Origin of the sequence: Acetobacterium bakii, assembly GCF_001263355.1 — a bacterium.
GTDB lineage: Bacteria > Bacillota > Clostridia > Eubacteriales > Eubacteriaceae > Acetobacterium > Acetobacterium bakii.
On record NZ_LGYO01000089.1, the window covers coordinates 1 to 2,306 of the forward strand.

Sequence of the window (2,306 nt, forward strand, 5' to 3'; positions counted from 1 at the left end):
TCTTTCTTCTTTTTCCTTCTTTCCTCCTCCCCCTCCTCCTCCTCTTTCTTTCTCTTCTCCTCTTTTCTCTCCTTCCCCTTCTCTTTCTCCTTTCTTCCCTTCTTCTTCTTCTTTTTTTTTTTCTCTTTTTCCTTTTCTTTCTCCCTCTTTTTCCTCTCCTTTTCCCCCTTTCTTTCCCTCCTTTCCCTCTTCTTTTCTTTTCTCTCCTTTTTCTCTTCCCTCCCCTTCCTTCTTTCCCCCCTCCCCCTTTTCTTTTTTCCTTCCTCCCCCTCTTTTCTTCTTTTTTCTTTTTCTTTCTTCTTCCCCTTCTTCCTTTCCCTCTTCTTCTTTTTCCTTTTCTCTTCTCTCTTCTCTTCCCCCTTCTCTTTCTTCTTTTTTCCTTTCTCCTCTTTCTCCCTCCCCCCTTCTTTTCTTCCCTCCTCCTCTTTCTCCCCTCCTCCCTCTCTTTTCCTCTCTTCTTTCTTTTCTTCTTCCTTTCTTTTCTTTCTCTCCTTTTTCTCTTTCTTTTTCCTTCCCTCCTTCTTCTTCTTCCTTTCTTTCTTCTTTTTTCTCTTTTCCTTCTCCTTTCCTTTCTTCCTTTTCCCCCTTCTCCCCTTTTCTCCCCCCCCTTTCTCTTCCTCCCCCTCTCTCCCCCCTCCCCTCCTTTTCCTCCCCCTTTTTTTTCTCTCCCTCTCCTCCTTTTCCTCCTTTTTTCCTCCCTCTTTCTTCTTCCCTCCCTCTTCCTTCTCTTCTCTCTTCTTCTCCTTCCCCCCCCCCTCCCTTTCTTCCTTCTTCTTTTTCCCTCTTTCTTTCTTCCTCCCCTCTTCCCTCTCTTCTCTTCTTTTCTCTTCCTCTTTTTCTTCCTTCCCTTCTCCCTTCTCCTTCTTCTTTTTTTTTTCTCTTTTTTTCCCCTCTCCCTTTTTCTTCCTCCCTCTTCTCTTCTTTTTCTTCTCCTCCCCCTTCTTTTCTTTCCTCTTTTCTTTCTCTTTTTCTTCTTTTTCTTTCTTCCTCTTTTCTCCCTTCTCCTTCTTCCCCCTCCTCCTTCTCTCCTTCTTTTTTTTTTCCTTCTTCTTTTCCCTCTCCTTTCCTTCTTCCTTTCCCTTCTTTTCCCTTTCTTCTTCCCCTTCCTCCCTTTCTCTTTTCCCCTCCTTTTTTTCTTCTTTTCCTCCCTCTCCTCCCTTTCCCTCTCTTTCCCCCTCCTTTTCCTTCTTTTTCCCTTCTTCCCCTCTCCTTTCTCTCCCCTCCTTCCTCTTTTTCCCTTTCTTTTTTTTTTTTTCCTTTTTCTTCTCCCTTTTCTCCTCTTCCCTCTCCCCTTTCTCTTTCTTTTTTTTTCTCTTTTTCTCCCTCCTTTCCCCCCCCTTCCTCTCTTTCCCTTTCTTCTCCCTTTCTCTTCTCTCCCTCCTTTCCCCCCTCCCTCCCCCCCCCTCTTTCTCTCCTTCCCCCTCCTCTTTTCCTCCTCCTCCTTCTCCTCCCCTTCTTTCTTCCCCTTCTCCCCCTTCCCCCTCTTTCCCCTTCTTTCTTCCTCCCCCTTCCCCCTCTTTTTTCCTCCTCTCCTCCTTTCCCCCCTCTCTTTCCTCCTCCCTCCCCCCTCTCTCTTCTCTTTCTTCTTTTCCCCTTTCCTTTCTCCTCCTTTTTTTCTTCTCCCCCTTTTCCTCCCCCTCTTCTCCCCTTTCTTCTCTCTTCTCTCCCCCTTCTTTTCTTCTCCCCCCTTCCTCTTTTTCTCTCTTCCCTTCCTCCTCCTTTCCCCCTTTCTTCTCTTTCTTCTTCTTCTCCCCCTTCTCTTTCTCCCTCCTTCCTTCCTCCTTCTTTTTTCCTCCTTCCCTCTCCTTTTCCTTCTTTCTTCCCCTTCTCCCCTTCTCCCTCTCCTTTCTCCTCTCTCTCCTCTCTTCCTTTTCTCCCTTTCTCCCTCCCCTCCCTCTTCTTTCCCCCCCTTCCTCTTTTTCTTCTTCTCCTTTTCTTCCTCTTCTTTTCCCTTTCTTCCCTTCCTTTTTTCTCTCTTCTTCCCCTTTTTTTCCTTTTCTCTCTTCTCTTTTTTCCCTTTTCCCCTCTCTTTTCTTCCTCTCTTCTTCCTCTTCTTTTCCCCCCCTCCTCTTTCCTCCCTCCTTCTTCCCTTTCCTTCCCCCTCCTTCCTTTTCCCTCCCTCTTTTTCCTCTCTTCCTCTCCTTCCTTCTTCTTCCTTTTTTTCTTTCCCCTCCTCTTCTTTCTCTTTTCTTCCTCTTCCCCCCTTTTTTCTTTCTCCTTCCCTCTCTCTTTCTCTTCTCTTCTTTTCTTCTTTCTTTTCTTTTCCTCTTTCCTTTTTCTTCTCCCCTCTCTTTCCTTCTCCTTTT

General features: G+C 46.0%; 1 protein-coding gene. It reads right to left on the reverse strand.

From position 1 onward, the window contains the following. Window positions 1-2,306: hypothetical protein (locus AKG39_RS21025; RefSeq protein ID WP_201780305.1), on the reverse strand; the 2,306-nt coding region annotated here is incomplete at both ends.